Origin of the sequence: Photobacterium kasasachensis (assembly GCF_050336885.1) — a bacterium.
In the GTDB taxonomy this organism is placed as follows: domain Bacteria; phylum Pseudomonadota; class Gammaproteobacteria; order Enterobacterales; family Vibrionaceae; genus Photobacterium; species Photobacterium kasasachensis.
The window spans coordinates 322,814-348,102 of the sequence record NZ_JAKJSH010000007.1; the positions used below are offsets into that span (position 1 = coordinate 322,814).

General features: G+C 48.4%; 21 protein-coding genes. 10 read left to right on the forward strand and 11 right to left on the reverse strand.

From position 1 onward, the window contains the following. Positions 1-9: 9 nt before the first annotated feature. The 3 genes from torC (at position 10) to torD (ending at position 4,582) form a co-directional block, all read left to right on the forward strand. A complete protein-coding gene (gene torC / locus L4D19_RS11290) occupies positions 10-1,188 on the forward strand; it encodes a pentaheme c-type cytochrome TorC (RefSeq protein ID WP_428452544.1) in 1,179 nt (392 codons plus the stop codon). A 124-nt stretch (positions 1,189-1,312) separates the two neighbouring features. After that, positions 1,313-3,790: a trimethylamine-N-oxide reductase TorA gene (gene torA, locus L4D19_RS11295; RefSeq protein ID WP_428452545.1), complete on the forward strand. Its 2,478-nt coding sequence runs from the start codon at positions 1,313-1,315 to the stop codon at positions 3,788-3,790. 138 nt (positions 3,791-3,928) lie between these two features. Continuing rightward, entirely contained in the window at positions 3,929-4,582 is a 654-nt protein-coding gene (gene torD / locus L4D19_RS11300; RefSeq protein ID WP_428452546.1) for a molecular chaperone TorD, read from the forward strand. Positions 4,583-4,730: 148 nt separating this feature from the next. Here torD and L4D19_RS11305 read toward each other — a convergent pair whose 3' ends face one another. Continuing rightward, on the reverse strand, positions 4,731-5,396 hold the full coding sequence (locus L4D19_RS11305; protein WP_428452547.1) for an NAD(P)-dependent oxidoreductase: 666 nt from the start codon (positions 5,394-5,396) through the stop codon (positions 4,731-4,733). A 101-nt stretch (positions 5,397-5,497) separates the two neighbouring features. On the opposite strand from L4D19_RS11305, the gene L4D19_RS11310 reads away from it, so the two are divergent. Further along, positions 5,498-6,385, forward strand: coding sequence for a LysR family transcriptional regulator (locus tag L4D19_RS11310; protein ID WP_428452548.1), 888 nt, complete (start codon positions 5,498-5,500; stop codon positions 6,383-6,385). A 17-nt stretch (positions 6,386-6,402) separates the two neighbouring features. Here the strand turns inward: L4D19_RS11310 and pdxR are convergent, their stop codons facing one another. Then, a complete protein-coding gene (pdxR, locus tag L4D19_RS11315) occupies positions 6,403-7,869 on the reverse strand; it encodes a MocR-like pyridoxine biosynthesis transcription factor PdxR (protein ID WP_428452549.1) in 1,467 nt (488 codons plus the stop codon). 92 nt (positions 7,870-7,961) lie between these two features. Between pdxR and L4D19_RS11320 the strand changes: the two genes are divergently transcribed. Together L4D19_RS11320 and L4D19_RS11325 are read left to right on the forward strand one after the other, a co-directional pair. Further along, positions 7,962-8,636, forward strand: a complete 675-nt coding sequence (locus L4D19_RS11320; protein ID WP_428452550.1) for a pyridoxamine 5'-phosphate oxidase family protein — start codon at positions 7,962-7,964, stop codon at positions 8,634-8,636. 67 nt (positions 8,637-8,703) lie between these two features. Beyond that, positions 8,704-9,057 (forward strand): tRNA-binding protein, encoded by a 354-nt coding sequence (locus L4D19_RS11325; protein WP_428452551.1) that lies wholly within the window; start codon positions 8,704-8,706, stop codon positions 9,055-9,057. A gap of 64 nt (positions 9,058-9,121) precedes the next feature. Here the strand turns inward: L4D19_RS11325 and L4D19_RS11330 are convergent, their stop codons facing one another. Both L4D19_RS11330 and L4D19_RS11335 read right to left on the reverse strand, forming a co-directional pair. Then, a complete protein-coding gene (locus L4D19_RS11330; protein ID WP_428452552.1) occupies positions 9,122-12,574 on the reverse strand; it encodes an EAL domain-containing protein in 3,453 nt (1,150 codons plus the stop codon). Positions 12,575-12,817: 243 nt separating this feature from the next. Further along, entirely contained in the window at positions 12,818-13,108 is a 291-nt protein-coding gene (locus L4D19_RS11335) for a putative quinol monooxygenase (RefSeq protein ID WP_428452553.1), read from the reverse strand. 447 nt (positions 13,109-13,555) lie between these two features. On the opposite strand from L4D19_RS11335, the gene L4D19_RS11340 reads away from it, so the two are divergent. Together L4D19_RS11340 and L4D19_RS11345 are read left to right on the forward strand one after the other, a co-directional pair. Next, a complete protein-coding gene (locus L4D19_RS11340; RefSeq protein ID WP_275690362.1) occupies positions 13,556-13,678 on the forward strand; it encodes a hypothetical protein in 123 nt (40 codons plus the stop codon). Positions 13,679-13,874: 196 nt separating this feature from the next. Further along, positions 13,875-14,132: a hypothetical protein gene (locus L4D19_RS11345; protein ID WP_428452554.1), complete on the forward strand. Its 258-nt coding sequence runs from the start codon at positions 13,875-13,877 to the stop codon at positions 14,130-14,132. Between the two features lie 5 nt (positions 14,133-14,137). Here the strand turns inward: L4D19_RS11345 and L4D19_RS11350 are convergent, their stop codons facing one another. The 3 genes from L4D19_RS11350 to L4D19_RS11360 all read right to left on the reverse strand — a co-directional run bounded on the left by L4D19_RS11350 (position 14,138) and on the right by L4D19_RS11360 (position 16,222). Further along, positions 14,138-14,752, reverse strand: coding sequence for a trimeric intracellular cation channel family protein (locus tag L4D19_RS11350; RefSeq protein ID WP_428452555.1), 615 nt, complete (start codon positions 14,750-14,752; stop codon positions 14,138-14,140). 110 nt (positions 14,753-14,862) lie between these two features. Next, positions 14,863-15,483: a DUF3157 family protein gene (locus L4D19_RS11355; protein WP_428452556.1), complete on the reverse strand. Its 621-nt coding sequence runs from the start codon at positions 15,481-15,483 to the stop codon at positions 14,863-14,865. Between the two features lie 208 nt (positions 15,484-15,691). Further along, complete coding sequence (locus L4D19_RS11360) at positions 15,692-16,222, reverse strand: DUF2799 domain-containing protein (RefSeq protein WP_428452557.1); 531 nt, start codon at positions 16,220-16,222, stop codon at positions 15,692-15,694. A 110-nt stretch (positions 16,223-16,332) separates the two neighbouring features. On the opposite strand from L4D19_RS11360, the gene L4D19_RS11365 reads away from it, so the two are divergent. Both L4D19_RS11365 and L4D19_RS11370 read left to right on the forward strand, forming a co-directional pair. Continuing rightward, on the forward strand, positions 16,333-16,866 hold the full coding sequence (locus L4D19_RS11365) for a DUF2975 domain-containing protein (protein WP_428452558.1): 534 nt from the start codon (positions 16,333-16,335) through the stop codon (positions 16,864-16,866). Between the two features lie 9 nt (positions 16,867-16,875). Further along, positions 16,876-17,094, forward strand: a complete 219-nt coding sequence (locus tag L4D19_RS11370; protein ID WP_160650122.1) for a helix-turn-helix domain-containing protein — start codon at positions 16,876-16,878, stop codon at positions 17,092-17,094. Between the two features lie 94 nt (positions 17,095-17,188). Here the strand turns inward: L4D19_RS11370 and nifJ are convergent, their stop codons facing one another. From nifJ to hydA, 4 genes are all read right to left on the reverse strand, one after another. After that, positions 17,189-20,815 carry a pyruvate:ferredoxin (flavodoxin) oxidoreductase gene (gene nifJ, locus L4D19_RS11375; protein ID WP_428452559.1) on the reverse strand — a complete coding sequence of 1,209 codons (3,627 nt, stop codon included), beginning with the start codon at positions 20,813-20,815 and terminating at the stop codon, positions 17,189-17,191. A 9-nt stretch (positions 20,816-20,824) separates the two neighbouring features. Beyond that, on the reverse strand, positions 20,825-22,456 hold the full coding sequence (locus L4D19_RS11380) for an NAD(P)-binding protein (RefSeq protein WP_428452560.1): 1,632 nt from the start codon (positions 22,454-22,456) through the stop codon (positions 20,825-20,827). A 233-nt stretch (positions 22,457-22,689) separates the two neighbouring features. Next, entirely contained in the window at positions 22,690-23,592 is a 903-nt protein-coding gene (gene arcC, locus L4D19_RS11385; RefSeq protein ID WP_160650127.1) for a carbamate kinase, read from the reverse strand. A 77-nt stretch (positions 23,593-23,669) separates the two neighbouring features. Continuing rightward, positions 23,670-25,112, reverse strand: coding sequence for a dihydropyrimidinase (gene hydA / locus L4D19_RS11390; RefSeq protein WP_428452561.1), 1,443 nt, complete (start codon positions 25,110-25,112; stop codon positions 23,670-23,672). Positions 25,113-25,289: the final 177 nt, after the last annotated feature.

A 25,289-nucleotide genomic window follows, 5' to 3' on the forward strand; every position in this document is an offset into this window, starting at 1 on the left:
GGAAAAATAATGAAATCTATTAAGCAAATACTGCAACATTTCTTTACACCCAGTAAAACCATCGGTTTAGGTATTTTGATCCTGGCCGGCTTTGTTGGCGGTATCGGATTCTGGACGACTTTTGATGCCGGTCTTGAATACACCAATCAGGAACAATTCTGCATTGGTTGTCATGAAATGGAAAACAACGTCTACCAAGAACTACAAAGTACTATCCACTTTAAAAACCGTACCGGTGTACGCGCAACTTGTCCGGACTGCCATGTTCCGCACAATTTTACCGACAAGATAGCGCGTAAAGCTCAGGCTTCAATGGAGTTATGGGCCAAGCTAACCGGCGAAGTCGATACACCTGAGAAGTTCAGCAAAAAACGTCTGGAAATGGCGAAACGCGAATGGGCACGAATGTCTGAAAACGGCTCCGCCGAATGCCGCAGTTGCCATGACTATAACAGCATGGACTTTGACAAGATGTCGGCTGATGCCCGCGATCAGATGATGGATGCAGCCAAAAACGATCAAAGCTGCATCGACTGTCACAAAGGTATTGCTCACCACATGCCGGATATGTCCGCTGGCTACAAAGCCATTATGGATGATCTGAACACGCAGGCTCTGGAAACGTCGGTTCGTAACGGGAACACCTACTATACGCTGCACAACAAGGAACTGTTCCTGGATCCGGAGATGACGAAAAAAGCGGGCTTGATGATCTCATCCGTGCCAGTGGAAGTCGTCAGCAGCCAAGGCGACGCCATTGAAGTCAAAATTACCGGTTGGCGCAAGAAAAAAGGCAGCGGCAAAATCATTATGCAAGACTTTGCCCGCAATATTCGTGTCGCTTCACTTCAGCGTAAAGTCGCCAAAACCAAAGGCTTCTTTAATGTCCTTGATGCCAAAGAAGACGAAGATACCAGCATCACCTGGCAGAACGTCGACTTTACCCTATGGACGGACAAAACCGACCTGGTCGAAGAGGTTGAGCCAATTTGGGAATATGCCAAGGAAGCCTACACCGCAACGTGCAGCCGTTGTCACTCACAACCTGCAGAGGCGCATTTTGACTCAAACACCTGGGTAGGAATGTTCAAAGGCATGCTTGATTTCGCCGACTTCGAAAAAGAAGAAGAGCAAGTTGTTCTGCGCTACCTGCAGATGCACTCTTCGGACTATAGCAACGATCACTAACTAAGCTTGGAGGTCGTTATCGGCGCCCTCCTTCCCCTAAAACCAAACCGAATGGTTAGGATGCCTCTTGGCAAAAATTAATTGTTCAGCTTGGTATCAATAATAACTGATAAGCGAGGCTATCATGAGTGGTTCAAGTTTTAACCTGAAACGCCGTGACTTTTTGAAAGGTATTACCGCCGGTGCCGCAGGCGTAGTTGTAGGCCCGAGTTTGCTAACTGCCAGCAAGGCGATGGCAGCGGACGCACCACAGTGGAAACTGACTGGTTCGCACTGGGGCGCATTTCGTGCTCGTATCGAAAATGGACGTGTAGCTGAAATTAAACCCTTTGAACTAGATACCCACCCAACTGACATGCTTAACGGCATGAAAGGGATGATCTACAATCCATCTCGTGTCCGCTACCCTATGGTACGCGTCGATTGGCTAAAAAATGGCAGCAAGAGCGACACCAGCAAGCGTGGTGATAACCGTTTTGTACGTGTTAGCTGGGATAAGGCCCTGGACCTTTTCCATAGCGAGCTAGATCGCGTTCAGAAAACTTATGGCTCTTCAGCGCTTCATGCCGGTCAAACTGGCTGGCGTTCAACCGGTGCTCTGCACAGCGCTGGTAACCATATGCAGCGTGCTATTGCCTACCACGGTTCCTTTACCAAAAAAGTCGGTGACTACTCTACTGGTGCCGGTCAGCACATCCTTCCTTACGTACTGGGCAACTCCGAAGTTTATGCGCAAGGTACTTCCTGGCAGCACATCCTGAACGAGACCAAGTTCCTGGTACTATGGGCGAACGATCCGGTGAAAAACCTGCAGGTAGGCTGGAACTGTGAGACTCACGAAGCCTACCCACACCTGGACACTCTGAAAGCCAAAATTGCCAGCGGTGACATCCGCGTGATCAGCATTGATCCGGTAGCCACCAAAACCCAGAAGTTCCTCGGTTGTGAGCAAATGCGCATCAACCCGCAAACTGACGTTGCCCTGATGATGGCGATTGCCCATACCCTGGCAACTGAAGATCTGGCTGACGTCGATTTCCTTGACGAATACACAATGGGTTATGAGAAGTTTGTTCCTTACCTGATGGGTAAAACCGAAGACAAGATCGAGAAAACACCTGAGTGGGCTGCCAAGATCTGTGGCGTACCGGCTGACGACATCCGCCAGCTAGCCCGTGCGATGGCAGCAGACCGTACCCAGCTAATGCTAGGCTGGTGTGTACAGCGTCAGCAACATGGTGAGCAGCCTTACTGGATGGCAGCGGTACTGGCCTCTATGCTCGGTCAAATCGGTCTTCCTGGCGGCGGTATCTCTTACGCCCACCACTACAGCTCTATCGGTGTACCGTCTTCGGGTGCTGCAGGTCCGGGTGCATTCCCTTCAACGCCGGATAAAGGCTACAAGCCAGTTCACGGTGAGAAATTTAACGGCTTTAGCAAAGTGATCCCGGTTGCGCGTTGGGTAGATAGCCTGGTGAATCCGGGCGAGACCATCGACTATAACGGCAAGAAGGTGAAACTGCCTGAAATCAAGATGATGGTATTTAGCGGTAATAACCCGTGGCATCACCATCAAGACCGCAACCGCATGAAGCAGGCACAACAATCACTGGAAACAGTGGTTTCTGTTGATTACCGCTGGACAGCAACATGCCGTTTCTCTGACATCGTTCTGCCAGCAACAACACCATTCGAGCGTAACGATATCGACGTATACGGCTCCTATTCTGCCCGCGGTATTATTGCGATGCAGAAGCTGGTTGAACCTCAGTTCGAAGCGAAAAGTGACTTCGAGATCTTCACCGAACTAACCAAGCGCTTCGGCAAAGATCGCGAGTACACCCGCGGCATGAATGAAATGCAGTGGCTGAAGGAAATCTACAAAAACTGCCGCAAAGCCAACAAAGGCAAATTTGAGATGCCTGAATTCGAGAAGTTCTGGGAAGAAGGGTTTGTTGAGTTTGGTAAGGGCAAGCCTTGGGTTCGCCACGCTGACTTCCGCGAAGATCCAGAAGAATACGCATTGGGTACCGCTTCAGGCCTGATCGAAATCTTCTCCAACAAGATCGCGAAATACGGCTATAACGACTGTAAGGGCCACCCTATGTGGTTTGAAAAAGTCGAGCGTAGTCACGGTGGTCCGGGCTCTAATAAGTACCCACTTCAATTGCAGTCTTGTCACCCGGATCAACGCCTGCACTCGCAGCTATGTGAATCGGAAGAGTACCGTGCAACTTATACCGTTCAGGGCCGTGAACCAATTTACATGAGCCCTGAAGATGCTAAAGCGCGCGGCATTAAAGATGGCGACATCGTTCGTGTACACAACGACCGTGGTCAGTTACTGGCCGGTGCCGTAGTGACGCCGGATTATATGCCTGGCGTAATGCGTATCTATGAAGGTGCCTGGTACGGCCCTCAAGATGAGAAAGTCGGCTCACTTGATACCTACGGCGATCCTAATACACTGAGCCTGGACTTGGGAGCCTCTAAGCTATCTCAGGCAACCAGTGCGCACACCTGTATCGTTGAAGTTGAGAAGTTCGTTGGCAAAGCACCTGCAGTTACCGCTTTTGGCGGCCCGCAGGAAGTTGAAGCCTAATATTTCTCACACTGACCTCTAAGATCAAAGCCTCACTTATGCGAGGCTTTTTCTTGATTACTGTTCAATCTAAATAGATATCAAGCAGCCTGACAGAACCAACCAAAGCTGTCAGCGCTTCTTAATTCTGGAGTTTCCATGCAAGAGTTAATTGAGTTCAACGAGCAACGTGCAGAAATCTACTGGTGGTTATCTTCTCTTCTCGCCAGAGAGTTGACAGAAGATGATATCAACCACTATTTAGGTTACGAGATGCACACCTTCTTATCTGGCCTTGGAAAAACAACAGAGCTAAAGCAGCCTGTAGATACATTTCGTGATGCACTGAAACGCCTCGAGACGCGTGAAGATGCACAGCTTGAACTCGCTGCTGATTTCTGCGGCCTGTTTCTGAGTACGCCAAAAACCGGTGCACTTCCCTATGCTTCAATATACGTAGGAGAAAGCGGATTGCTCAATGATAAGCCTGCGCAGGATATGAGCACGCTGATGAGTGAATACAATATTGTCCAACGCAAAGAGTTTAACGAGCCGGCAGATCATGTTGCAGTCGAACTCGATTTCATAGGTAACCTGATCATTCTTGCCAATAATCAGGAAAGTGAGGAAAAAGCCGAGCAGGTGATGCAAGCACAGCTTAATTTCATCAATACCATGCTGCTAAACTGGTTACCCACTTTTGCCAAATCCTGCGAGTCACGCGATAGCTTCGGTTTCTATGCCGCTGCAGTAAATCTGCTGGTTGCATTCTGCAAGCTCGATGGTGCATTTCTTTCAGGCGAAGATAAATAGTCCAATCAATTTCAGCTGAAACTAACCCGCTCTTGTACTTCTCCATTACGCCCCTGTGAATTGCATGGTCAGGGGCTGTCTTGCCGAGTTTGAAATTTTTAATGTCAATCATTGGAGTCTCATCAGAAAAATCTAACAAGAGCAAAAATCAACTCGCGATGTATACCGCCTTGCGATAGAACTGCTTATCGTCAAGCTGGTCCAGCAAAAAACGCGCAATGTGCTGGGTTGATATTTTGCCACCTTGAAATTTGCTGATGCTAGATTTAAGCGGACTATCAGATGGCTTATCGCTCATACCGCCACAACGTGCTATCGTCCAATCTATATCTGATTGGCTCAGAAGTTGGTATTCCTTCTCACGGTCAACACACAAGGCTCCCAGCATCTTTGGGGCAACCTTGGTCAGCATAAAATGAATAAAAATACTGTTATTGTCATCGGACTGTTGCAGGCTCGCACCACCGGTCAACACAAACCGACGAATGCCGTTCTTCTTCATCAAGGGCAACAAGGTTTTAGTGCTGTTATAGCAAAGCATTTCCTTGGCAGCTTCTTTCGCTATCTTAATACTCTGGTTTATACCCGCAGGTCCTAACGTCGAGACCACCGCATCTGCGCCATCCAATAGCTCAGTTAAACTCTCGTCACTGCGAGCATCGCCTTGAATGACAGTAATCTTCGGGTGTTTTTCTACTTTCTCTGGTGTTCTTGCCAACACACGCAAGTGATAACCTCGAGCCAAGGCTTCTTTAATCACCTGCTGCCCTGAACGCCCTGTAGCCCCTATTAAAGCCAGTGTCTGTACTGTCATAACTATCTCTCCTAATAAAAACAGCGACATTATGACACTTGCTTACTGCACCGATTAGTCGCTAATATCCATTCGTTATGATCCTAAAAAGGTATCAATGAATGTTATTGAACTACTTAAAACCAATGGCTATTTTTGCCGCTGTTGTTGAAACAGGTAGCTTTACTCAGGCAGGCAAACGCCTGGATATGCCCCGCGGTAAAGTCAGCGAGCAGATCAAACGTCTTGAAGTATATTTAGGGGTCAAGTTATTTCACCGTAGTACGCGCAAAGTAACAGTGACTGCCGAAGGCACGGCCTTGTATCAGCATGCTAAACAGCTATTACGTAATGGCCTTTCAGGCATTGAAGAAGTAAAAAGCTTTGCCGAGGAAATGAAAGGGACAATTCGAATCACGACAACCAATGATTTCTATGAATGCCTTTTGCTGCCTATTCTGAAGTCCTTTCATACCAAGTATCCTGGCGTTACATTTGATTTATTGATCACAGAAGAATCCCTTGCCGTTATTGATGACTCAATAGACTTAGCAATACGTTCCGGCGTCATGCCCGATTCAAGCCTGATATCACTGCCATTAACCAAGACCCGGCTTAAAATATACGCCAGCCCACAGCTAGAGCAACCGCTCCCCCAGCACCCTGAGCAGCTTAGCCACCTCGATTGGATATGCTTACGCAAAATGAACCAGATGGAATCAGTCACTCTCTACGGGCCTCAAAATCAGCAGTTTGACTTCATTCCCAACTACCGGCACCAAGCTAATACTATCTCTAGCTATAACCAGTTAATTGAACAGAATTTCGGCATAGGGCTAATGGCCGAATTAACGGCAAACGTGTTGGTCAAGCAAGGCAGGCTAATCCCTATACTCGATGAGTGGTCGCAGCAGCCAATGCCAATTTCACTGCTCTATCCCGCTCGCCTTCATATGGCTCACCGTACCCGTCTTCTAATTGAGGAAATTCGCCAGGCTGTTTTAGAGTAAGCTTTACCATTCGAACATCAGTCAAAACAAGCTCTCAGTTTTATGATCAGTGGCTCAATGTCGTCTAGTGCAACATTGCCAAACCCCAGCACAACAGACTGCCACTCGCGTTGAGACTGGGCTATTTCTGGCATGTGTTCATAGTAATCAAGTGGGCGAACGATAATACCCTGCTCTTCGGCAGCGATACTAAATGCCTGTTCTGAAGGCCCGCCAAGCCACCTTACAGTTATATGCAATCCTGCTGGCTGGCTGATAACTTCCCAGCGCTGACCAAAGTGCTGATTTATTGCTGCCACCATCACATCATATTTCTCATGGTATAACCGGCGCGTTTTACGAATATGCCGCAGCAAATCACCTTCAATAATAAAATCAGCCAGAGCCGCCTGGAGATGATTCGGCGTATCACCACTAATGGCATCTTTAATCGTCAGGCAAGTTTCAACCAAGGATTCCGGCACCACCATGTAACCGATCCTCAATGCGTTAAACATCGTTTTGCTAAACGAACCAATATAGATACAACGATTCATTCCACCAGCCTGGCTAGCCAACCCCTGCAGTGAGGTATAAGGACGATGAGCAAACTGAAACTCGCTATCGTAATCATCCTCAATGATCCAGCTGTTATGTTGGCTTGCCCACTCGATAAGCGCTAATCGCTGTTCGGTATTCAGGCTCGTGCCCAGCGGATATTGGTTGCTCGGGGTGATATAGAGAGCATCGGCATGATGCTGCCTTACTTCATCCAGCCTGAGTCCATGATAGGGAGCTACGGTCACCGGAAATAATTCAACCCGAGACAGCTCCAGTGCCTTTCTCACCTGTGCATAGCCAGGATTCTCGATCATCACTTTCTGCCTAGGTTTTAAGGTAGCCATAATCGCGATAGACAGTGCCTGCTGTGCGCCCGAGGTAATAATGATCCTGCCCGGCTCACAATCAACCGAGCGGCTGGATGACAGATAGTCACTCAAAGCCTGCCTCAGGCTCGGCAACCCCTGAAGATCACTGTGTCCCGACAGCAACGGGCGAGTCAGGTGCCTTTGTACAACCCGCTGCCACTTGTTGTAGGGAAATGCTTTTAAATCAGGAATACCTGGCGCAAATGGCTGATTCAAGGAAGAAAACGAGGATAGCGCTTGCTGAGTAAGCTGATTAGTAGATTGCAGGCTACTTGTCATCTCCGAAGTTAGACCAGGATCCATCTGAATATAACGGTCAGGGATGTTCACCATGACAAAAAAGCCCGCTCCCTTGCGGCTCTCTATATACCCCTCGGCCGCTAACTGGTCGTATGCTGCAATCACGGTATTTCGACTGATACCAAGCGCATCGGCAAACTTGCGAGTCGAGGGTAACTTACCGCCGTTACACCATAACCCGTTCAAAATTCTGCTTCTCACAGCCTCAAAAAGTGCCTGTTGTAGCGTTTCACTGTGTGGCGAAAGAGCAAAATCTCCGATATCGATGGGCTGCATTAACTGGATCCATAGAATTAACAAAACTGGCTCTCTTCAAAATACCAGTTGGTCGATATATTGCCAACATACGGACTACGGAGAAAGTCACTATGCTATCGAAAACAACACGAACAACAATTAAAAAAGGTGCCCATAAAGCGAACTTCGATGTAAACGAGCTTTACAATATTATCGACGAAAGCATGCTGGCCCATGTCGCGATCATCGATTCCGATACACCGGTCGTGATCCCGATGCTGGCGTGGCGAATTGGCGACAAAGTCTATATCCATGGAGCCCGAAACAGCCGCTTGCTCAGAAACCTCAAAAAAGGCCAGCAAACCTGCCTGACATTTACCTTGTTTGACGGCTGGGTGCTGGCACGCTCAGCAATGCACCACAGTGCCCATTATCGCTCGGCAGTGGTGTTCGGCCAGTTTGAAGTCATCGAAGATAATCGGGAAAAAGACAGGCTACTCAACCTGTTCATTGAACAAATTGCGCCGGGACGCACCGAGCATATCCGCCTTGGCAACGAAAAAGAGCTGACGGCTACCGAGCTGCTCTCAATATCGCTCGATGAGGCTTCAGTGAAAATTGGCAATAATGGCGTCAATGATGACCGCGCCGATTTAGATATCCCGGTATGGGCTGGGGTACTACCCTATCGTACGGTTGTCGGGCCGCTGCAAGATTCGACCGATCTTGCCGAAGGCATTATTAAACCAGACTACTCTGCCGCTTATGGTACACGTTGGGTAAATACTGATAAGACAAATTTGTGATTCAGGCAAATTCATCCTAACGCTTAGAGTGTTAGGCTATGAAAATCAAATCCTTAAGGACAGCAACATGAAACAAGCACCAATTAAAGATTTAATCACTTTTGAAGATTTTGAGAAGCTCGATATTCGTGCTGGCACCATTACCGCCGTATCTGAAGTAGAAAAATCAGATAAGCTAATGAAGCTGACGGTAGACTTCGGCGATCACGTTCGCTCTATTCTTGCCGGTATCAAACAGGAGCGTGAAGATCCATATGAAATTGAAGGTAAACAAGCTTTGTTTGTGGTGAATTTACCTGAACGGAAAATGGCTGGCGAAGTCTCCCAAGGAATGCTGTTTGATATTGGCTATGCTGACAAAATTACTCCTTGTCTGTTAATGCCAGAGAAGTCTATCCCTAACGGCTGCAGAGCGGGATAAGTTAAGAAAAGTGCCCAACTCAATCGTGGCTGGGCACTGAAATACGGCTTGGTCGGCTGTGCCTCTACAAAGTATATTCCTGCACTAATTTCTCTTGCGGCATAGGTTTGGCAATATAAAACCCTTGTGAGAAATCGCACCCTTGAGCTATCAGATAGTCCAGCTGCTCTTGGTTCTCAACACCTTCCGCGACAGTTTTGAGCCCAAGTACATCAGCTATCGAGATAATCGCGCTGACCAGCTTGGCGGCTTCGTCCTCACCGGCAATATCACCGATAAAAGAACGGTCAATTTTAAGCGTATCAAACGGGAAGCGTCGTAAATAACTCAGCGAAGAATAGCCGGTGCCGAAATCATCGATCGCAAGACGCACGCCCATGGCTGCAAGTTCCTCAAGGGTTTTGCGATTACCCTCAGGATCATCCAACAGCACACTCTCAGTGATCTCCAGCTCCAGCGACGTCGGTGATAGCCCTGTCTCTTCCAGAACCTGCGCTATAGTCTTAACAAAATCAGCTGTCTTCAGCTGATGGCCAGAGACATTAACCGCCACGTACTGCGGCATCCCTTCGTCATTCTGCCATTGCTTGGCCTGCATACACGCAGTTTTTAATACCCAGAGGCCGATATCCACAATAAGCCCTGTTGATTCGGCCACAGGAATAAACTCAGCAGGACTAACGTGTCCAAGCTCCGGGTTATGCCAGCGCAACAACGCTTCGGCACCAACCACCTCACAGCTGGTTGTGGCAACCAAGGGTTGATAGAACAGTGTAAACTCGTCACGCTCCAGCGCCCGCTTCAACTCGGTTTCCAGCTTTAGCTGTGCCTGAGTCTGTTCATTCATCTGAGTCGTATAAAAATAAAACTGGTTACGCCCCGCCTCCTTACTTTTGTACATCGCTATATCAGCATTGTGTATCAACTGCTCATAGTTCAAACCATCTTCAGGAAACATTGTAATACCGACGCTGGCACTGATTGACACTTCGCTCCCATCGAGTAACAAAGGCATTGCACATGCTTCAGTCACTTTCCTGGCCACCCGCTCGGCATCAGAGATACCTTTTAGTCCCGGCAAGATAATAGTGAACTCATCACCGCCCAAGCGAGCGACGGTATCGCTTTCACGTACACATCCAGACAAACGTCTGGCAACCTCAACCAGCAGTTGATCCCCGGCACGGTGGCCAAGGCTATCATTCACATTCTTGAACAGGTCTAAATCAATAAACAGCAGAGCAACTAAGTTCTGTTCCTGCTCAGCCGTTTCCAAAGCACGATCCAGCCGTTCGAAAGCCAGTACCCGGTTCGGCAGTCCGGTTAAGTTGTCATAATTGGCCTGATGGTAAAGCTGGTTTTCATAGCGCTTACGCTCGGTAAGATCATAGATACTGAGCACAAGGGCCGTTTCCCCTTCATGGTCAACCTGCCGGAATGAAAGTGACGCCCAAAAAATCTCCCCACTGGACTTCTTCATCTGCAGTTCTAGATTATCAAGACGTTTTTGGTCACCAATGACAGACAAGAATGATTGGGTTTCATCTGAATTTTGGAACACATCATCAATACCCCGCCCAAGAATGGATGCCCCCGACAGACTGAAGAATTCGTGAGCCTGGCCATTCGCATAGAGAAACTCGTTTGCATCTAACTTGAGCATCATCACGGCAGTTGGTGCTGCCTGAGCGATCGCATGAAACTGTTGCTGTATTTCCTGTAGTGTCTTGCTTATCTGCCACTGCTTGTAGCTTTCGCGAAACTGCAACCACATACTCAGCCCAACCCCGCCAGCCAGTACAACGGTCAGCATCATAAAGAGTTTCGCACTCTGGTTTGGACCTTGTTCATAGGCGCTCAACCGAAGCCACAAACTGCCAGGCGTTGGCTTAATCGGAACCACTTTAGATAAACTTGCCGTGTTCTGACCGTCACTTTTCTGATAGAAAACATCACCTGTCGTGTTAAGCACTTCTATTTCATAGCGTGAAGCTAACACTTGTGAGATCTCGCTATCGACCAGCTCCTTGATCGAGTAAACGCCTCCCAAAGTCCCCAGAAACTCGCCGTCCTTAAAGATCGGAACATACAGTTCAAACGCCGCTTTTCCCTGGATAACCATGAATGGCTTGGTATAAGTTGGTTTGTGACTTTTATAAGCCAGTCTTGATGCTCGTTCAGGCTCGGGCAAAGAGAGTTTAAGGCCTAGTACCTGCTGGTTGCCTTCAAGTGGTGCAGTATGACGAATAACAAATTCGCTATCGGCCCAAGTAACATTGATCAATCCTGCGTGGTCATTGACATAGCGAGATACTCTGGCCTGAAAAGAGGAAATATCAAGGCTACCATGTGCCAGTTCCTGCGCGATTAACAACAAATATTCTCGATCCGCATCCAACTTACGCTCGAGGTTATTGGTTACTTGCCCTATTGACCGGGTGAGTTGATACTTTTGCACCATATCATCACTCCCCTTCATAAAGCTGTTAAAGCCGATCACTGCGGCAATAATTGCCGTCGAGGTCATCAAAGGGGGCAGCCAGCCAGGTGCTGAGAATGAGGTATAGATAGAATAGTTGGTCTGAGATTTCGGCTGCGGTGTACTTTTCTGCAAATAGGTGCTATCAATCAGCGGTTTCTTGCTTACCGGGAGCAACTTAAATCCAAGCCCGCATAGCAATACTAGAAACGCTGCCGTTATTGTTTTAAAGACCAACAGCTTGGTTATACTGCTACTGCTCGGTAACGGAATAGCCGCTATCTCCCAGTAACCATCTGGCATATTGACCTGCTTGATCAATTCCGACTGTTCAAATACTTGGGGTGAACCAAAGAAAACCTGTTCCTGGCTATCCCTGATCGCCATAGCAAGATTAGTTTCCGCTTCCATCATTCCCGCTTCTTCAATAATTGGCACCATATCTAGCACCATACTGACAAGCCCCCAATAACCACCATCATCATATATGGCTTTTCGAGCTACAAAACCCAATCCACCCTGGCGAAGTTCGTACGGATCTGAATGTGCGATATCTCGACTACTAATCGCCCGCAAAGAAACCGTTCTGACACCTGCTTGATAGTCATTAATCAAGTCATGGCCCAATGCCCTCTCGTTGCCTGCCAGCGGGAAAACAAAACTAATCACACCTCCGGGAGCAATGGCAAAATTGCGGATACCTTTTTCAGAGGAACGCAATCCGGCCAAAAAAATCTTGGCCTGTTTTTCAGACTCTGCGGTAAGGGTCTTGTAGTGGACAATGTCGGTTTCAACAAATGATGACAAGGCATGTAGTAACGTCAGACGATTATTCACAGCAGACGAAAGGCTCTGAGCATACTGGTTAAGCTCTGCACGCGTCTCAACCATCGACTCATGTTGGAGGTAGGACTCATACCAGCGAACAAACTGCCACCAGACACCAAGACATAACAAAACAACAAGCAAAAATGCAGCATGCCGCCTGAAAGCTGCAAAGTAGTCTGCTCTTGTAATAGACGACACCATGTCCATCATATTGAAAGTTCTTCTTTTATTATCGAGTCATGATCTGCACTCAACCAATGCCCGCGCAATGAGAAAAAGCATTATAGACGGGTAAAAGATAAGCACAAATATGACACCAAGCTCAAAGCTGGCATATTCGTCGTGAATTGCGGAAGAACTACAATTGAGTATGAGTTTGATTACATTGCCGTGGACTTATAATCTGGCTAAGAATCCTGTCTGTGACAATGCAATCAATACTAAATCCTATAACTATCCGATTACCGCCATCTCATTGAGAGTGAAGTTAGCCACAGCCCCTTCAGTCGCTTCCATATACGCTTTCAGGTGGTCATTATTCATATGCGCTTGCCAAAGCTCCCGACTTTCCCAGTTTTCATAGAAGACAAAAACCTCTGGGTTAGTGTTGTCTTGGTGCAAATCATACTGAATACATCCGGCTTCTTGACGAGTCGGTTCAATAAGTTTCAGTAGCTCGGCCTTAACCAATTCAATACTTTCAGGTTTGGCTTCAATTTTGGCAACAATCGTCAATTTACTCATTAGGTTTTATCCTTGTGTTTTCATATCAATGTTCGATGATGAAATTATGGCTCATCAATAATTGATAAAAAACCCAGTAATAAACCAAACACTCTCAAATTTTTTTTGATAAAAATACGTTCTCTCCCATTGTCAACGAACTAACAAGCACACGGCGACTTCGAGTACCTACACAACTTGGTTCTATCAGCTATTTTTGTATATACCCAAGCTACCTCAAGATGCAGGATTCGCTGGCTCACTCCCAAAGGGCGAGTTTACTTGGCTTCCATGCGTTGTTACCGATTATTGATTTAGAGCCACTAGATCTTCAAATCGGCGCCTAGCCTACAAGCCAAGCAATTCTCGCTGAAACGAGCATCTTGAGGTAGCTTGGGTATATACGTACGTCATCATCGGCGGCATGAGGCAATTTCGCCTGCACGCAAAATCTCAAGGAGATACAAAATGGCTAAGGCTTCAAAAGAAGTAAAATCACTGAAAAAAGAGATCAAAGCACGCAAAGCTAAAGTAGCCAAGCAAGAGGGCAAGCTGAAGAAATTGAAAAAGGCACTTAAGAAAGCGTCTTAGCCGTGGTTTGGCACTCTACGTTAGTGCTGCTGTCTCCTCGACCTACTGCTATTGCACCGGGGAGACGGCAAGTTAAATATACACAACACCTTCCCCAAACATTGATTGCATAACACCTCTGTTGCAACTCGATTGTCATAATTACCCCATAAAATGCGTCTGGTCTGAAACAGGTGAGCTTTACCTAATCGGTAATATGAAAAGTACAACAACAACACAGAAAGAGATGACGCCAGCAATGAACCCGACAGATACGCAAACACTGAAAGATGCCATTGTGACTATTTATGATAAGTTTCCGAACCTAAGCTATAAGCCGCGCCCGGACGATGTAAAGTTGCTTGCCGCTTATGTGAAAAGCACAAATACCGACTATCCCAAAAGCCTTGATCTGTTACTGACGGTCAACAATCGGGAGATTGAATTGGAGCTGTTAAAATATAAGCGTCATTGATAAGGCTATTTCAAAATCAGAAAACTTGGATACCGAATTTTCTTTGCGATGAAATACAACCGCAAGCTAACAGAGAATGTTATCGACAATACTGCGGCCAGATGCTCCCAGACACCCAGATTATAGAGTAAGACATATAGGCTGCTTCCCAGTATTACCGGTGTGGCGTAGAGTTCCGTATTACTAAACATGTTTGTCCGGTGGGAAAGAATATCTCTGAGTACGCCCCCGAAAACGGCTGTAACCATCCCCATAGAAATCGCTACATAAGCAGCATAGCCAGCTATATACAGCTTTTCTGTAACTAAGACTGAAAACAAAGAAACGCCGATAGTGTCAAAAAATACCACCAGCTTCTCTACTTTCGATTTTCTGATTTCGGTAATGAGGAAAAAACCGACACATGCGCTTACCAATGCAACCCAGAAATACATAGGATCGCGGATCCAGAAGACCTGCTCGGTATTGATAATAATATCGCGAAGCGTACCACCGCCTAAGGCTGTTACCCAGCCAAGCAGCAATACGCTGACAATATCTTTGCCTCGATTCGATTCAACCAGTACGCCGCTGAGAGCAAAAGCAACAATGCATACCATTTCCAATATGTAAGTAAACACGTTTGAACTCTCTGTTATTCAGACCGTACTAATCTACGCCTCGATATAGGGCTTATCAATCAACAGCCCGACCGTAGGCTCTAATTTGTGAACACAGATGACCCTATCAATTACCAGTGCTCAACTTCGATAATTTCAGTCTTGATAAAGTATTCCTTGGCCTCAGGCACCTTCACAACGATTGGTTTGCCTTTCTCCTGGGTTTTAGGACGGAAGTAAGTTTCGGCCATACGCTTAACTGACGTCCAAATCTTAGATTGTTGGTTAGCTAACTCACGGCCCTGCGGGTTATATACGGTCACATCCACCTCGACCAGCACAACCGACTCTGTGCTCTGGTTAGTTAACGAGGTCGGGATCACCAGCTCGCCATTGCGGTAAGAGGCAGGTCGCAGTAACACATCAACACCAGAGCGACTTAACTGCTGAATGTTTTTATTCTCACCAACCGTAAATTGCACACCTTTAGCCGCAGTGACCACAGGTACCGCAGTAATAACAGCCGGTGCTGCTGGCGCTACCGGAGCTGCCAAATTAGGTTTTGGCTCGGCTTTTTGTTCGGCAACCGGATGCTGCCTTTGCTCAACGGGCACAACATACTGCCAGGTAAAATCGTCATGTAATACGACCTGGCGGCCATCTTTCAATGTTGCCACCTGCGGGGCTGCCCATACACTTCCGGCAACCATTAACCCTGCCAATACGCCGCCGATCCGATTCAGTGTTCCCATACCTCTATCCTTACAACCTAAAATTGGGCATACCAACCAGTATAGCCACAACAGTGCACTGCTAGCGCACTGGAAATACTCACATTTGTTTAAGTTCGACAGCCTAACATAAAAAAGGGCCAAACGGCCCCAACGTTAGTTTTCCAGTTTGCGAAAGCGTAAAAACTAAAACTGGTAACCAAGGCTTCTGATTTCACATCCCACGACTTTAGAATGTGAAATGGTACTGAATCGTAGGAACCAACAGCGATCGTCTTTCATCACGAAGCTCTATACTTCGCCTTCTTAGGCGCTTGGCTTTGTCACTGTCAGTATTTGCTTGTTTGTCTAATTGTTTTAACTCACGGCTTATCGAAGTCAGCTCCTGATCAATCTTCATGATACGTTGCTCAATCCTGTACTCTTTCTGACCTTGATTGTATTGCTCAATGAACATAGGGTTCTCACAGACGCCATAGTATGCCAGCCCTGAACGACCAATACGGTAACCATTCTCTGCCACGCAATAATAGGCGAGCCCTAAGTCATAACCTGCGTACCATGCAGCACGGTCGACCCTAACTCCCGCCTCTTCTGTACAATCTTCAACATAGTCACTTACCCGGGATGCAGGTACACCATTTTGACCATCTATTGTGCCAACCATTTGCCAATCAGCCGTTTTGCACTCTTCAACGGACATAGCTGAACAACCAGCTAACAGAGCTACGGCTGTAATCGATAGAGCAAGTTTCCACATGTAAACCTCATGTTAATTAATAATATCTTATCGAAAAACGATAAATTATTATTGCCAACCAAAGCATCACATGTCAATCTATTGCCACAAAATCATTTGGAGAATCAATAATGCAAGACCAACACGCCATCCAGAAACTAAGCAAAAAGCTACTCATTTTGCTTTGGGTCATATTAGTAACGGCACCGCTTTATGACTCAGTAATGTGGATCTATGGCACGATGGTTGAGTCAGGAGATGCCATCAGCATCTCATTTGCCTACCCAGTTAACCTTCCTTTGACACCCGCAAAAATGCTGATGGGCTATCCCTTTGCCCTATTACCTACGTTGGCCTACATGGCAATCATTTGGCAACTCATTCGGCTTTTTCGACTTTATCGTGTCGGCAAAGTGTTCACTTTAGGCAATGTGTCATGTTTGAAAAAGACGGCTAATTTGATGATTGCCCTACCCGTAATTGGTGCACTTTCTGACCTGTTATTAGGCGCAGTTCTATCGATTGGTGAAGAAGTCTTAAATACCGGTCTCTATTTTTCGGACAATGAGTTGACAATTTTTATTATTGGTATCATGGTGCGGGCTATTTCTCATGTCATGGCACTTGCCAAAGACATGAAAGAAGAGAATGAATTAACAATATAAGGTTGTTTTGTGCCAATTATCATTAATTTAGATGTGATGCTGGCTAAGCGTAAAATGCGCTCAAATGAACTTGCGGCAAAGATAGGGATTACTGAACAAAATTTGTCAGTCCTAAAAAATGCAAGGGCTAAGGCACTTCGCCTGTCAACACTGGATGCCATTTGCAAACACCTGCAATGCCAACCAGGAGATATTCTCGAGTACGTCGATGACGAAAAACCAGCATAGTGGTGAAACGCCAGACTCGCTGAACATTATTGCAAGCAAGATAGCTAAAAAAGGGCCGGATGGCCCTTTTAGTGTTTTTATCGCTTAGCTATCGCTAGTCAGCATCAAGCTCGACATGCGGGGCAACCGATCCTTGCTTGCGTGTAGCCAGCTCTTCGTAAAGCTGCCACTTACGCTTGGCAACCTGCTGAGCGTGCGCGGTAATTTCAGCCGCGGCTTCAGGGTTGCTCCGACGCAAGATCTGGTAGCGCGCCTCATTATAGCGGTACTCTTCGAGCGGGATCGTCGGTCGCAAGGTATCGAGCGAGAACGGATTCTCGCCGACATCACGCAGTGCCGGATTATAGCGGAATAACGGCCAGTGACCGGATTGTACCGCCAGTTGCTGCTGATGCAGACCGTCTTCCATATTGATACCGTGAGCAATACAGTGGCTGTAGGCAATAATGATTGACGGGCCTTTATAGGCTTCGGCTTCTCGCATTGCCAGCAGTACCTGCTGCGGATCAGCACCTAATGCAACCCGGGCAACATAAACGTTGTTATAGGATATCGCCTGCATCGCCACATCTTTCTTGGTTGCCTGCTTACCGGCCGCGGCAAACTTGGCAACCGCGCCAAGCGGCGTCGACTTCGACATCTGCCCACCTGTATTGGAGTACACTTCGGTATCCATGACCAGTACGTTGACATCCGCCCCGCTCGCAAGCACATGATCAAGACCACTCGAGCCAATATCATAGGCCCAGCCGTCACCACCCACAATCCAGATAGAACGGCGGATCAACTGATCGGCAACTGACATCAGGTTGAGGGCAGACTCTGTGCCAATGGTTTCCAATTTCGCCTTCAGGGTATCTACCCGTTTTATCTGGGCCTGGATATCCGTTTCGGTTAGCTGCTCGGCATGTAAGAGTTGATCAACCAGTAGTGGATCAAGCTGCTCGCGATTTTCCACCAGCAACTGCTCAGCCATCTCGTGCTGCTTGACGGCGGCAAGGCGGAAACCAAAACCAAATTCAGCGTTATCTTCGAACAGCGAGTTAGCCCAGGCCGGTCCACGCCCTTCGGCATTTTTCGACCAAGGTGTCGTCGGCAAGTTACCGCCATAGATTGACGAACATCCTGTCGCGTTGGCAATCATAAGGCGATCACCAAACAGCTGGGACATCAGCTTAAGATACGGGGTTTCACCACAGCCCGAACACGCTCCCGAGAACTCAAACAACGGCTGAAGGAACTGGGCACCGCGAACATTAGAGAAATCAACACGGGCACGTTCGTTATATGGAATGGTTTCGAAGAAGTCGAGGTTGCGCTTCTCCTGCTCCATATATGGCGCCTTCAGTTCCATATTGATAGCCTTGCGTTCAGGCTGTTCGTCAGTTGCCTCCTGAACCACCATCGGACAGGCATCAACACACAGGCTACATCCGGTACAGTCTTCTGCGTACACCTGCAACGTATAGCGGGTGTCCGGGAAACCACGAGCAGTAATACCCGCAGACTTAAAACCTTCCGGTGCTTCTTCGAGTTTCGACTTATCGTAGAACTTGGCCCTTATCGCAGCATGAGGACAAACGATGCTGCAGTTACCGCATTGAATACAGTCTTGCTGCTCCCAGACCGGGATTTTCTGGGCAATGTTTCGTTTCTCCCACTGGGTTGTACCCGATGGATAAGTACCGTCGACAGGCAACATGGAAACCGGGATCAAGTCTCCCTTGCCAGCCATCATCTGAGCCGTCACTTTCTGCACAAACTCAGGCGCATTCTCTGATACCACCGGCTTGTCCTGTTCGTTAGCCGTTACCGTGGCAGGCACTTCAACCTGATAAAGGTGTGCCAGGGTATGGTCAACAGCGGCAAAGTTCTTCTGAACCACTTCCGGCCCTTTGCGAGAATACGTCTTCTCGATGGCCTTTTTGATCTTGGCAATCGCCAGATCTTTTTCCAGTACGCCGGAAAGGGCAAAGAAACAGGTCTGCATGATGGTATTGATGCGGTTGCCCATACCAGTATCACGTGCAACCTTGTAGGCATCAATAATATGAAGCTGCATATTGCGCTCGATAAGCTGCTGCTGCATACGAGCAGGCAGTCTATCCCAGACTTCATCAACCGATGCTGTGGTATTAAGCAAGAAAGTGGCATTATCGGCCGCTTTTGCCAGCATATCGGTACTTTCAACAAAGGTAGCCTGATGGCAGGCAACAAAGTTAGCCGACTGGATCAAGTAAGGGCTATTAACCGGATGATGGCCGAACCTCAGGTGCGATTCAGTTTGCGAGCCTGATTTTTTCGAGTCATAGACAAAATAGCCCTGAGCGAAATAATCCGGATCTTCACCGATGATCTTGATGGTATTCTTGTTCGCTCCGACTGTACCGTCAGCCCCTAGGCCGTAGAACATGGCGCGTACCACATCGTTCGATTCAATATCGAAGCTGGCATCGACATCCAGATGTGAATGGCTCACATCGTCGATAATACCCACGGTAAAGTGATGCTTTGGCTGGTCCAGTTCAAGGTTATCGAACACCGCCTTGACCATTGCCGGGGTAAACTCCTTGCTCGACAGGCCATAGCGACCTGCAATCAAGCGAGGCATTTTCTCGAAATGATCTTGCCCATTGTTATTAAGAGAATCCATAAGAGCAGTCAGTACATCCTGGTACAAAGGATCCGCATTGGCGCCCGGCTCTTTAGTTCTATCCAGCACAGTGATTTTTTGTGTCGTCAGCGGCAGCGCTTCAAGCAGGTGCTTGGCTGACAGCGGACGATACAAACGAACCTGCAACACACCGACTTTCTTGCCTTGTGCCACCAGATATTCAACGGTCTCTTTCACTGTTTCGACACCGGAGCCCATCGCTATCACTACATGCTCGGCGTCAGGTGCACCAAAGAACTCCATCAGTTTGTAGCGGCGACCGGTAAGTTCGCCCAGCTTGTCCATGCAAGCCTCTACAATTTCAGGTGTTCTGGCATAATATGGATTAACCGTTTCCCGTCCCTGGAAATAAACATCCGGGTTCTGCGCCGTACCACGAATAAACGGCGAATCCGGGCTCAGGCCACGCTCGCGGTGCGCCCGTACCAGCTCGTCAGAAATCATGGTTCGAATATCGGCATCCGGGATCAGGCTGATCTTGTTAACCTCGTGCGAAGTTCTGAAGCCATCAAAGAAATGGATAAAGGGGATCCGTGCATCTAAAGTCGCAGCATGAGCCACCAGCGCCATGTCGTGGGCTTCCTGTACCGAGGAAGAAGCCAACAACGCAAAACCAGTACCACGAGCGGCCATAATATCCTGGTGATCACCAAAGATAGACAGCCCCTGAGCCGCCAGCGAGCGAGCCGCCACATGGAACACTGCCGAGGTAAGCTCACCGGCAATCTTGTACATGTTCGGCAGCATCAGCATTAACCCCTGCGAGGCAGTAAAGGTCGTCGTCAATGCTCCGCTTTGCAAGGCACCATGCACCGTCCCTGCTGCCCCGCCTTCACTCTGCATCTCTGCAATCAGCGGGATATTGCCCCAGATATTGCGCTGGTCTTCTGCTGCCCACTGGTCGGCAAACTCTGCCATCGTGGACGAAGGGGTAATTGGATAAATTGCGCATACTTCACTAACACGATAGGCAATATGTGCCGCGGCTTCATTTCCGTCGCAAGTATGCATGACTTGCTCGGACGAAAGATTCGTTTTCTCAGTCATGATCAGCTCCTACTCCATTTCCGCCGCGACCATTTCGATCGCATGACAAGGACATTGCGAATAACAGGCTTCGCATCCGGTACACTTGTCGTAATCCACCTTGTAGCCTTTTCCTTTGCCAAGGCGGGTAATCGCCCCATGCGGACAGGCACCAAAGCAGCCATTACACTCAAAACAGTTACCACAGGAGTAACAGCGCTGCGCCTCGAACAAGGCTTCTTGCTCTGTCAGCCCGCCGACCACTTCATCAAACGATGTTGCCCGCTTGATCACCGGGATCGCTGGTTGTTCGCTCTGATCCGCATCAGTTTTGTACCAAAGATGCAGCTTGTCGAACTTAATCAACGGCTGTTTGGTCACTTTGGTGAAGATGCGTTTATTAAGGAAGGCATCAATATGAGAGGCCGCTTTTTTACCGTGGCCGACAGCAATAGTAACGGTACGATCACAAGGGACCATGTCACCACCGGCAAACAAGCCCTGGTAACCAGTCATCATCTGCTCGTTCACCATCACAGTGCCGTCCCATTTATGTTCGACACCCGGGATATTCTTTGTCAGCTGGGTATCGATATTCTGACCCAGTGCCAGAATAAGCGAATCGGCTTCGACAGTTTCAAACACACCTGTTGGTTGTGGACGACCATTCTCGTCTATGTTCATTTTTTCAAGGGTAAATGTGGTTCCGTCAATCTGGTTGATCGTACGCTGCCAGTGGAACGTCACGCCCTCTTCCATCGCTTCGACACATTCAAAATCATGGGCAGGCATATGAGCACGATCCCGGCGGTAGATAACCATCACATCTGCACCCATTCGGCGTGCCGTACGTGCCGCATCCATCGCGGTATTACCACCACCGTAAACAGCCACGCGCTGGCCCAGCTTTGGTGCTGAGTTCATTTCAATAGCGCGCAGATAGGACACTGCATCGTTCACCTTGCCGGGATCGTCATTGGGAATATCGACGCCACGGCCGACATGGGCACCAATGGCGAGAAAGACGGCATCAAACTTGCCTTTGACTTTTTCAGCCAGCAAATCTTCTACTTTATGGTTGAGGACAATTTTGATCCCCATTGCTTCGATACGGGCAATTTCGTTTTCGAGAATATCGCGCGGCAAACGGTAGGCCGGAATGCCGAAGTGCATCATACCGCCGGCCATCGGTGCCGCATCGCGGATCTCAACATCGTGCCCTTTACGCTTAAGGTGATAAGCCGTTGCCAGGCCACTCGGACCGGCACCGATTATCAGTACCCGCTTGCCTGTCGGCTCGGCATCAAACCTGACCGGCCACTTTTTCTCAAGTGCCTGATCGCCAAGAAAACGCTCGACAGCATGGATACTGACCGCCTGATCGACATTGGCACGGTTACAGGCGGATTCACAGGGGTGATAACATACCCGGCCGTGTATAGCTGGCATCGGGTTATTCTTGATAAGTGCCTGGAAAGCTTCTTCATATTGCTCGGACTGAGCCAGGGACAGCCATTCCTGAATATTGCTGCCCGTCGGACAGGCATGGTTACAAGGCGGGAGGGAGTTGGAATAGATAGGGAATTTGGTACGAACTGGTCCAGAACCTTTTTTCAGGGTGAGATCTGGTGGCAGTGTCATATCCTTAGGACAATTGCTCATAATGTTCTACCTTGTTGTCGGTAAAATGATGAAACGTACCCTTATGGCGTTATGCTGCTGTAGCGGCAACCTGTGTCAGATCGCCCCCTTCACCCACAGCACCTAGTTATATGAATTGTTCGTCGAAGGTACATCTCGTTTTGTTGTACCAACTCAAATAAGCCGTTGCGCCTGTTATTTCAGGCGCTTAACGACTTAGTAGATTGGTATCAACTGTAGGGAATATTGAATAATTAAACGGCGACGCAGGTACCGGCACGCTCTGCCAGTACTTCCAAACCTTCTTCAAGCGCACCGATATAGGCACGTCCACCGAACTGGGCAAAATCTGCCGCGGCTTCGACTTTAGGCCCCATTGAACCGGCAGGGAACTGATATTCACTTAGCTGAGCCGGTGTTGTCGCGCGAAGTGCACGCTGCTGCTCTGTACCCCAGTCCAGGTAAACGGCATCAGCATCTGTCAGGATCAACAGCTTGTCAGCTTTAAGCTGTTTAGCCAGCAAGGTTGCGGCCAGATCTTTATCAATCACGCCTTCAACGCCCTTGTAGCCAAATTCGCTTCGGCATACCGGAATACCACCACCGCCACAGCAAATGACGATCTGACCAGCATCGAGCAAAGTATCAATCGACTTCTTGTCGATAATATTAATCGGCTTAGGAGATGGCACCACGCGACGGACGTAATCACCATCACGCTTCATGATCCAGTTATTGGCTTCAGCCAAAATGCCTGCTTCTTCTTCGTTGTAGACAGGGCCAACAAACTTAGTCGGATCCAGCATGCTTGGATCGTCAGCATTGACTTCGATACGAGTAAGCAGGCTGGTGACTTCCGTTTCCGGCAGCAGGTTCTGCAGCTCCTGAGCCAGCATATAACCAATCATGCCTTCACTTTCGGCGCCCAATACATCCAGCGGATAAGGGGAAACTTTGTCGTAAGCCAAGTTTTGCAAAGCAAGCAGGCCAACCTGCGGTCCGTTACCATGGACGATCGCAACCTGGTATTCTTTGGCAATCTCGGCAATCGCTTTGGCCGCAATCTTAATATTCGCCAACTGGTTTTCAAAACTTGGCGCGTCGCCACGACGTAGCAATGCATTGCCGCCTAGGGCAACAACAGCGGTGGGTTTCATGTTAACTCCTTGAATTCTAATTGTGGTCTAACACCGTTTCCGACACATTCTTCTTCTGGAACATCAGCGACTAGAAACTACTGATGCGGAAACGGTTTGCGGCGAACAAAGCGGCCATTCCCGGCTTTCCCCATAAATTCGCCATTACATGCGACAACCTGTCCACGGCTGATGGTCATCATCGGCCAGCCAAGACAATTCATATCTTCATACGGGGTATAATCGGTGTTGTCGTGTAATAAATCGTGAGTAATCGTGACCTGCTGCTTCGGATCGAACAGCACCAGATCAGCATCTGCACCTTGGTCCAGACAGCCCTTTTGCGGGTATAGCCCGAACAGCTTCGCAGGCATGTAGCTGGTTAGCTCGACAAACCGGCTCGGACTAATCCGTCCGCTCATCACGCCTTCCGAGAACAGTAGTGGCATCCGGTTTTCGACGCCGGGCATACCGTTCGGGCAGGCGCTGAAATTATCTTTACCGCGCTGCTTCTGCTCACCATAGGTAAACGAGCAGTGATCAGTTGCGACGGTATCAATGCTACCGTCCATCAGGCCCTGCCACAGTTTTTCGCGCTCCTCGAACGGGCGCAGCGGTGGACTTAGAATAAATTTCAGCGCATCTTCGCGCTCGTAACAGCGCTCATCAAGCAACAAATATTGCGGACAAGTTTCAGCCCAGACAGGCTGTTTGTTCTGGCGAGCCAGGCGGACATAATCCAGGCCGAGCCCGTTGGATAAGTGGACGATATACAGCGGCGCATCCCCTGCCAGTTTTGCCAGATTAATCATTCTGGCAATCGCTTCTGCCTCGCATTCAAGCGGGCGGCTTTCGGCATGATACTTAGGCGCGGTCTTTCCTTCTTCGAGCAATTGCGCTCGTCTCAGGGCAATCGCGGCATCGTTCTCGGGGTGAACCGTAGTCAGGGCATGAACTTTATTGAGCTGAGTAAGGGCGCGCAGTACAGATTCATCATCAAGCTTATAGCCGTAGGTCAGGTAGAGCTTGAAGCTTGAAATGCCTTCAACCTCGACCATCGCGGCCATTTCTGACAGGATTTCGTCATTAATATGCTGGATCACACCGTGGAAGCCATAGTCGATGACCGCAGTGTCCTTGGCATAGTCCTTATACACTGACAGCTGATGATGAAGGTTGCATCCTTTGGGGCCAAATCCCATATGGTCAACCACCATGGTGGTGCCACCGCAGGCTGCGGCTCGAGTGCCAGTGTAGAAATCATCACTGCTGCGGGCTATCCCGACATCAATATTGAAGTGGGTGTGAACATCAATGCCGCCCGGCATTACATACAGGCCTTCGGCATCGATAATGCGCGTCCCGGCAGGATAACTGGAAATATCAGGGGCAACGTCGGCGATCTTGCCATCAACAATCAAGATATCAGCTTTCTTTTCATATTGATGATCAACCACAATACCATGGCGAATAAGCATGGCCAACGACTCGCCGTCCGTACTGTTATACAACTCCGGGGAAAAAGAACGCTTTGAAATCATGACGCCACCCTTTATCTCAAGGCCGAAACCTTATTCCATCTACCAAAACCTTCTCGAAGTACCAGTCAGACAACTGCCACTTCGGCAAGACAAGTCAGCTAATTGGTGAAAATCCATCCCGAGGGGGATATGAGGTCAGTAGTAAGGCAGAGCGTACTGACACCCTCGGGACGGAAA

Bases quoted from the DNA above. Each gene is read 5' to 3' on its own strand.
- L4D19_RS11330 (WP_428452552.1), bottom strand. From the start codon at position 12,574: ATGATGGACATGGTGTCGTCTATTACAAGAGCAGACTACTTTGCAGCT.
- L4D19_RS11355 (WP_428452556.1), bottom strand. From the start codon at position 15,483: ATGGGAACACTGAATCGGATCGGCGGCGTATTGGCAGGGTTAATGGTT.
- L4D19_RS11310 (WP_428452548.1), top strand. From the start codon at position 5,498: ATGTTATTGAACTACTTAAAACCAATGGCTATTTTTGCCGCTGTTGTT.
- L4D19_RS11335 (WP_428452553.1), bottom strand. From the start codon at position 13,108: ATGAGTAAATTGACGATTGTTGCCAAAATTGAAGCCAAACCTGAAAGT.
- nifJ (WP_428452559.1), bottom strand. From the start codon at position 20,815: ATGACTGAGAAAACGAATCTTTCGTCCGAGCAAGTCATGCATACTTGC.
- torA (WP_428452545.1), top strand. From the start codon at position 1,313: ATGAGTGGTTCAAGTTTTAACCTGAAACGCCGTGACTTTTTGAAAGGT.
- L4D19_RS11340 (WP_275690362.1), top strand. From the start codon at position 13,556: ATGGCTAAGGCTTCAAAAGAAGTAAAATCACTGAAAAAAGAGATCAAA.
- torC (WP_428452544.1), top strand. From the start codon at position 10: ATGAAATCTATTAAGCAAATACTGCAACATTTCTTTACACCCAGTAAA.
- L4D19_RS11305 (WP_428452547.1), bottom strand. From the start codon at position 5,396: ATGACAGTACAGACACTGGCTTTAATAGGGGCTACAGGGCGTTCAGGG.
- arcC (WP_160650127.1), bottom strand. From the start codon at position 23,592: ATGAAACCCACCGCTGTTGTTGCCCTAGGCGGCAATGCATTGCTACGT.
- torD (WP_428452546.1), top strand. From the start codon at position 3,929: ATGCAAGAGTTAATTGAGTTCAACGAGCAACGTGCAGAAATCTACTGG.
- L4D19_RS11345 (WP_428452554.1), top strand. From the start codon at position 13,875: ATGAAAAGTACAACAACAACACAGAAAGAGATGACGCCAGCAATGAAC.
- L4D19_RS11380 (WP_428452560.1), bottom strand. From the start codon at position 22,456: ATGAGCAATTGTCCTAAGGATATGACACTGCCACCAGATCTCACCCTG.
- hydA (WP_428452561.1), bottom strand. From the start codon at position 25,112: ATGATTTCAAAGCGTTCTTTTTCCCCGGAGTTGTATAACAGTACGGAC.
- L4D19_RS11365 (WP_428452558.1), top strand. From the start codon at position 16,333: ATGCAAGACCAACACGCCATCCAGAAACTAAGCAAAAAGCTACTCATT.
- pdxR (WP_428452549.1), bottom strand. From the start codon at position 7,869: ATGCAGCCCATCGATATCGGAGATTTTGCTCTTTCGCCACACAGTGAA.
- L4D19_RS11360 (WP_428452557.1), bottom strand. From the start codon at position 16,222: ATGTGGAAACTTGCTCTATCGATTACAGCCGTAGCTCTGTTAGCTGGT.
- L4D19_RS11320 (WP_428452550.1), top strand. From the start codon at position 7,962: ATGCTATCGAAAACAACACGAACAACAATTAAAAAAGGTGCCCATAAA.
- L4D19_RS11325 (WP_428452551.1), top strand. From the start codon at position 8,704: ATGAAACAAGCACCAATTAAAGATTTAATCACTTTTGAAGATTTTGAG.